Raw genomic sequence first — 6,223 nt, forward strand, 5'->3', positions numbered from 1 at the left:
ACATAATCCAATAATATCATCTGGCTTTCTTAAATTGATACCAATAAACCAACAAACACAAAATCAGATTTAGATAAATGGTCTTGAATGACTTTTATCGGCATTGCTACTAGAAATCGCGTCGCCTTGCAATGAAAAACGAGCGTTAGCAATTACGTGCTACAGCTTCATTCACCTCTTCTTTTAAAATAATCTGACATCGTTTGTAGATAGGCGAGAAGTTTTTCATGATTATCAGAGAAATCTTGCACCATACCGTAAGTTCCTTTCTTGCTAACAACATATGCCCACTTAATTCCAAGCATTGCTTCGGGTGGTACATCGATGTGCTCGTTCCTAAAAAACATCCAACAGCATTCAGCTTCTAGCGATTCGGCTTTTAGTAATTGCGAATGCGTCACTCCGAAGCTTTCCAAATTTACAAAAGCATGTTGCTCGGCAATCGCTTTTGCCTGAGCAAGTGATATTGGCCTTAATACATTGTTCATAACTCGAAGCGTCGGTGTCGCTTTTCTACGCGTACTTTTCTAACGCAACAGCCCTTCAGAAACATTCCCTGTGTGAGCGAATTCTTTAAAGGTCATGCAAACAAATTCGATATCACGTGTAATCGCTTTAGCAGGATATTTTTCGCCAAAAATGATGACAAAATCAGCTACCACATTGTTATCTATTGGGGTTCTAACGTTGTGCTCTCCATCTTCTTCATTTTCACTAAGCATCAGCAAAAATTGCCCGTTTTCAACATACAACGTTAGCTCGTAAGGACCAATTTCAGGAGCAGGCCGACACCGCATACTGACGACCCCTGCCTCCCCACAAACAGCAGCCACAGTCTTTTCAATCGCCAAATCGTCAGGGTTAAATATAACTGGCAGTTGATTTCGCTGTGCGCCAACATCATTAATGTATCCTCCAAATTCCATATTCATCGTTTCTCCTTAATCGACCGCATTCCTTGCGTCCAGTAGTACGTCTTTGGCATCCCAGTTACTTCATCTTTTGCTTGAACAGTTAGAGACTTCAGTCCGGCCTGTTCCGCTGCAGCTGCTATATCGCCTTTGCAATATCCACATACGTCTTTGCCCGTAACGTTCATAACCATATCTGTCCCTTGAGTCTTGCCTGCGTTATATGCCTGTTGAATTACACCGATCTCAGCGTGTGCATCCGCCATATTCCCATTAGGAAGAGGTTTACCGGTAGCCTCCGCCTTTGCAGTTACACGATCAGCAATAAGCGTTGGCTCATTTACGTTGGCTTGTGCAGCAGGACGAGCCGTCTGGTTGACGTCGTTGAAAACTGCATCGCCAATTTTTCCTTCTGCCGCAACGACGGCCCCTCCAGCCCCCTTAGCCACCGCACCAGCATCAGCCAGTCCCATGAATGCCTTCGCTGCCGCAGCCGCCTCCCCCGCAACTCCGAGGAAGCCGGTGACAATATTAAAAGTCCTCTCATTTTGATGAGCCAGCGCCTCCTGATAAGCCTTCGTCCCCGGATCGGCAATCGCATAAGCAATCGGATCACCATTGGTGCAACTGGCCGCCGGGCAATCGGCGGCTAACGGGAAGTAAGCATATCCGTTGACCGTGGTGGATACCCGATGCGTTCCTTGCGGCGCCGCTGGCAGGTCGCTACTGTAGCTGGTTTGGGTTTGCTTCGGTGCGCTGAAGAAATAAGGACTGTTCTTGCCGCCGGTCTGCGCAACAATAAAATCCATCAAGTCTTGCGATGGTGGCGCCGTTGGCAAACGTTCCATCGTCGTCGTGGAATCGATTCTATCCACCCCAAACGGCGCGTTTTGCCGCTGGTTATCCGCCAACGACAAATCTGATGTCGGATTGATTGGTCTGCCATTGACATAGGTTTCTACCGTACCGGCCGGAATAATCACATTGCCATTCTGATCTTTCAAGCCGCTATACCGCAGCGCGTCGCGAATTTCTTGCTCGCTATAGCGGCCCTTGGCGGCCAGCGTCTTGGCGGTCGACCGATCTACGGTATGCAACATCCGATTGTTCGTCACCGCATTCGCCGCAATACTCCCCCCGACACTGGCATCCAGCATCGAGCCGCCGGTCGCTCCCGCCACCAACGCGCCAACGCCGGCCGACAACGCAACCACGGTTTGTATCTGGTTGGGGCTTAACCGATCCGGATGGAAGCTGCCATCGGCATCGTAAGCTTGCGGATACAGCTCGCGGCTCAATACTTGTGCGGCAAGTTCGCCGGAGGCACCCGCACCAGCCCCGGCTGCGGCACTGCTGCCATTGGCGACGGCGAGCACCGCTCCCAGCACCGCATGGCTGAGCAGTTGCGCGGTCTGGTTGTCATGTCCGGGCTGCGAGAAATAATCGCCAATCGCCTCCGCCGCATACGGCGCGCCGGCGTTCGCGGCAATCTGACCCACGCCTTGACCGACGCCGCCGCCGACCAAGACCCCGGTCACGACTTTCATTGCACGGGTGTAGTCGCCGGTCGGTCCCCAGTTTTTCTCCGCGGCTTGGGCATCGCTGACGGCTTGCTGCGCGTTGTCGCGCTGTTGGGTGGCAAGCGTGACGGCTTGCTGGGCTTTCTCTCTTTGCTCTGGCGTGCTGTCTTTGTTCAGAGCATCCAGGTCCTTTTGCGCCTGCGCTACGTTGCCATTGGCATCGTCGAACTCTGCCTTCGCTTGTTCCCCTTTCAGCTGCGCTAGCTTGCCCATATCGCCGGCGATTTGCGTGGCGGTCGCAATCACGGTGTTGGCCGCTGCTGCCATCGCCTGCTGATTGTTCATCACGTTTTTCAGGTCCGGCAGGCGCGCAATCGCGGTATTGGCGGTAGCCAGATCGGTGTGCGCGCCCAGGCCAGCGGCACTGGTCAGGTGTTGACCGCCGATGTTGATGCGGCCGTCAGTCAGTGTGCCGTAAGTGGTCGAGCTGGCGCTGCCCTTGTCTTGCAACGCCAAGCCGGGGGTGAAGTTGGGGTTGCTGGCGCCGCTGCTGGTTTGTGCGTCGCCGCCGCCAACGCTAAAGCCGCCCGACACGCTCACCGAGTTGGCGGCGTACTCCATCCGGTTCGCAATGTTCTCGACGCTGATCGCCTTGGCCGTCAACTCCGACTTGTCGGCATTGCTGCTGACAATCGCGCCGCCTTTCAAGTCCACCGTATCGGCCGTGACGTGATAGCCGCCGTTGCCTGCAAACAGACCCGACTGTTGATTGACCACATGGCTGGTGCCGTTGGCAGTCGATTGCGACAAGCTACCCGAGGCTTCCCACGCGGTGCCGATGGAGACCTGGACTCGGCCGCCGATACTGCTCTGTTCGTTGTGCTGGGTCAGCACATCTTGCACCGATTCGATCGCAAGTCGGCCGCCGACGTTGGCGTTGATCGTGTCGGCTTTGACATCCGCGCCTTTTAACGTGGTGTCGCCCTTAGATTGCAGGCTGACGGTGTCGCCGCTCAAATGCGTGTTGCTGTTGGTCGTCGCGCTGTTGTTGTAATTGCCGTTGCCGACGTTGGCCGAGATATAGGCGTACACGCCGGTTTGCGCGCCGATCGAATAGCCGACGCCGACTTCGACCCCGGCGTTGTGGTTGCTGCCGCTGATCGCGGCGCTGCTCTGGCCGGCATCGAGCAGGATGTTTTTGGCCGAGTCCAGCGTCAAGGTTTTACCGGCCGCGATAGATGCGCCGGTGGCGTGGATATCGCCGTCGGTGCTAGTCAAGTTGACGTTGCCGCCGCCCTGGATCGTGCTGCCCTGCGCCTGGCTGCTGCTGCCCCGATCCTGGCTGTTGGCGCTGGCAAAGCCGATCCCAACTTCGCCCTTGATCAACGCCCCGCTCATGCCGGTGGCGGCACTGACCGCTTGATAGGCGTTCGATGCCGCCGCCAAGCCTTGCATCGCTTGCAGGCGGCCGTCGGATTTCTTCGCGTTCTCGATATTGTTGGCCAGGTCGATCAGCGGCGAACTGATTCTGGCAAACGCGCCCACTTTGAGACTGGCGCTGCTTTGCTCGTTGCTGCCGGTGCTGGCGGCGGTGGTCAGGTCTATCGATTTGGCGACGATGTCGATATCGTTCTTGGCCAGCACGGTGCTGGCGCTCTGCGTGTATTTGTCGCCGGCGCTGAGGTTGACATTGCCTTGCAGGCTGGCGACGTTAGTGCCGACCTGGGTGACGCCGAGATCGTTGTCATGGCTCTTCTCGGTGTGGTAGCCGGCAAAGCGCTCGGTGTCCGAGATCACGACTTTGCCGATCGCCTGGTTGTTGCTCTGGTTGGCGTTGTCGAACGTGTTCTGGCCGCTTTGGATCGTCAGGTTTTTAGCGGCGCTGATGTTCAAGTCGCCATTGACCGCCAGATTGCTGGCCGTCAGCGTGATGTCGCCGGTGGTCGTCGCCAGCGATGCCTTGCCGCCCACCGACAGGCTGGTGCCGCGGACGGTGTCGGTCGTGCCGTCGCCATTGCCTTGGCCGTGGAACACCCCCATCGGCAAACTACCGCGGTTGTCCATGCTCCAGCCTTTGCTGGAGTTGGTTTGACCCTGGCTTTCCAGGGTGTGCGCGACATCCAGGTTGATGTTGTCGCGAGCGATCAGCAGCGCATCGCCTTCGGCGCTGATGCTGGCGCCCTGGCTGGTGATGCTGCCGCCGGTGGCCAGGATCGTCAGCTTGTTGCCGGCCGTGAGCGTGCTGACCTGGGCGCTGCTGCTGGCGTGGTCCTGGTTGCCGCTGGCGCTGCGCGAGCCGGCTTGCACCACCACCGGCGTCATCGCCGCCAGCGAGCCATCGGCCATCGCATCGGCATGCTTGCTGCTACGGCCCAGGAAGCTGGTGCTCTTGTTGTTGCTGGCGCTTTGTTGATAGGCGTCCTTGAAGGCAGCGAGAGGGTTCAGCGTCGCCCCGACCGAGAATCCGCTCGAACTGGATTGCTGCGCGCCATGTTCGACGCTGGTGTTTTGTGCGGCGCTCAGATCAACGCTTTGGCCGATCAGCGTCAGGTCCTTGCCGGCGCCGAGGTCGGAGGCGACCACGCGCAATTGCTGGCCGGCCTGGATCCGCGTGCTGCCGTTCTGCGAGGCGACGCTGGAGCCGTGTTGGGTCACGGTGTCCTCGCTGTGCTGACTGTTGCCACTGGATTTACCGAATCCGACGCTGCGCGTGTCACCTTCTTGTCGCTCCCTACTTCCGAAGTTCGCTGTCCTGCTTCTGAAGTTCGCTGTCCTGCTTCTGAAGTTCGCTGTCCTGCTTCTGAAGTTCGATGCCCTGCTTCCGAAGTTCGATGTCCTGCTTCCGAAGTTCGATGTCCTGCTTCCGAAGTTCGATGTCCTGCTTCCGAAGTTCGATGTCCTGCTTCCGAAGTTCGATGCCCTGCTTCCGAAGTTCGATGCCCTGCTTCCGAAGTTCGATGCCCTGCTTCCGAAGCTCGATGCCCTGCTTCCGAAGCTCGATGTCCTGCTTCCGAAGTTCGATGTCCCGCTTCCGAAGTTCGCGGCCCTGCTTCCAAAGTTCGATGTCGCCCCTCTTAGCATCGACAACGCCCCAATTTGGGGCGCGACAGACTCTTTGAGCATCGACGTTGACTCTTTGAGCACCAATTACGCCCTAATTTGAGGCAACGCCGACTCTTTCAGCATCAGCAGCGCCTCAATTTAGGGCGCTTCCGATGCATTTAGCATCGCCATCGACGCTCAGAGCGTCGGCATCGCCCCTATTTGGGGCAACGCCGACGCTTTTAGCACCGTTGGCGGTCAGCGCCTAGGCTTTGCGCTGTCTGGCTTTCCACGCGTTCAGGTAATCAACGCTGGCTTGGGCTTTTTCTACCAACACGTCGGCAGAAGCCAGCGCCCAGCGGAACATCACGTCGATATCGTACGCGTTCAGCGGCGGCGGACAGGCGGGGTCGCCGTGCTCTTGGGCCAGTGCGTTGGCATGCAGCGCCGCCAGGCACTTGCGAATGCCTTGGCTCATGTCCAGCGAAAGCTCGATGAAATGCGCTGCTGGATCGGTGCGCAGGTCTTTGTCCAACCAGGAGAATGGTTGGAGATCTGCTTTTGCTGGGATGGGTGGAGACTGCGGGGATTTCTTATTGCTGGTAGTCATGTGACCTCCGATTGGCGATAAAAAACACCGCTTCCCGCTTCTAAACGGGAGATCGAGTCGCCCAAAGGAACCTCCCCTTCAGGCTCTCACAGAACCGGACGTGAACCTCTCGATTCATCCGGCTCTTGTCGTTCAGCCCC

At 57.1% G+C, this 6,223-nt stretch carries 5 protein-coding genes; 1 reads left to right on the plus strand and 4 read right to left on the minus strand.

Annotation, left to right across the window (positions count from 1 at the left end):
* Positions 1–167: 167 nt before the first annotated feature.
* From ACFPM8_RS20650 to ACFPM8_RS20660, 3 genes are read right to left on the minus strand one after another with little or no spacing between them, the layout of a single operon-like run.
* Positions 168–488, minus strand: a complete 321-nt coding sequence (locus ACFPM8_RS20650; protein ID WP_379000521.1) for a hypothetical protein — start codon at positions 486–488, stop codon at positions 168–170.
* Between the two features lie 39 nt (positions 489–527).
* On the minus strand, positions 528–932 hold the full coding sequence (locus ACFPM8_RS20655; protein ID WP_379000524.1) for a DUF6911 family protein: 405 nt from the start codon (positions 930–932) through the stop codon (positions 528–530).
* Positions 929–5,086: a hemagglutinin repeat-containing protein gene (locus ACFPM8_RS20660; protein ID WP_379000527.1), complete on the minus strand. Its 4,158-nt coding sequence runs from the start codon at positions 5,084–5,086 to the stop codon at positions 929–931. The genes ACFPM8_RS20655 and ACFPM8_RS20660 overlap by 4 nt, the downstream gene beginning before the upstream one ends.
* A 22-nt stretch (positions 5,087–5,108) precedes the next feature.
* Between ACFPM8_RS20660 and ACFPM8_RS20665 the strand changes: the two genes are divergently transcribed.
* A complete protein-coding gene (locus tag ACFPM8_RS20665) occupies positions 5,109–5,594 on the plus strand; it encodes a hypothetical protein (RefSeq protein ID WP_379000529.1) in 486 nt (161 codons plus the stop codon).
* A 144-nt stretch (positions 5,595–5,738) separates the two neighbouring features.
* On the opposite strand, the gene ACFPM8_RS20670 is transcribed toward ACFPM8_RS20665, so the two are convergent.
* Positions 5,739–6,083 carry a hypothetical protein gene (locus ACFPM8_RS20670; protein WP_379000531.1) on the minus strand — a complete coding sequence of 115 codons (345 nt, stop codon included), beginning with the start codon at positions 6,081–6,083 and terminating at the stop codon, positions 5,739–5,741.
* Positions 6,084–6,223: the final 140 nt, after the last annotated feature.

Origin of the sequence: Paraherbaspirillum soli, assembly GCF_042654985.1 — a bacterium.
Taxonomy (GTDB): Bacteria; Pseudomonadota; Gammaproteobacteria; order Burkholderiales; family Burkholderiaceae_D; genus Paraherbaspirillum; species Paraherbaspirillum soli.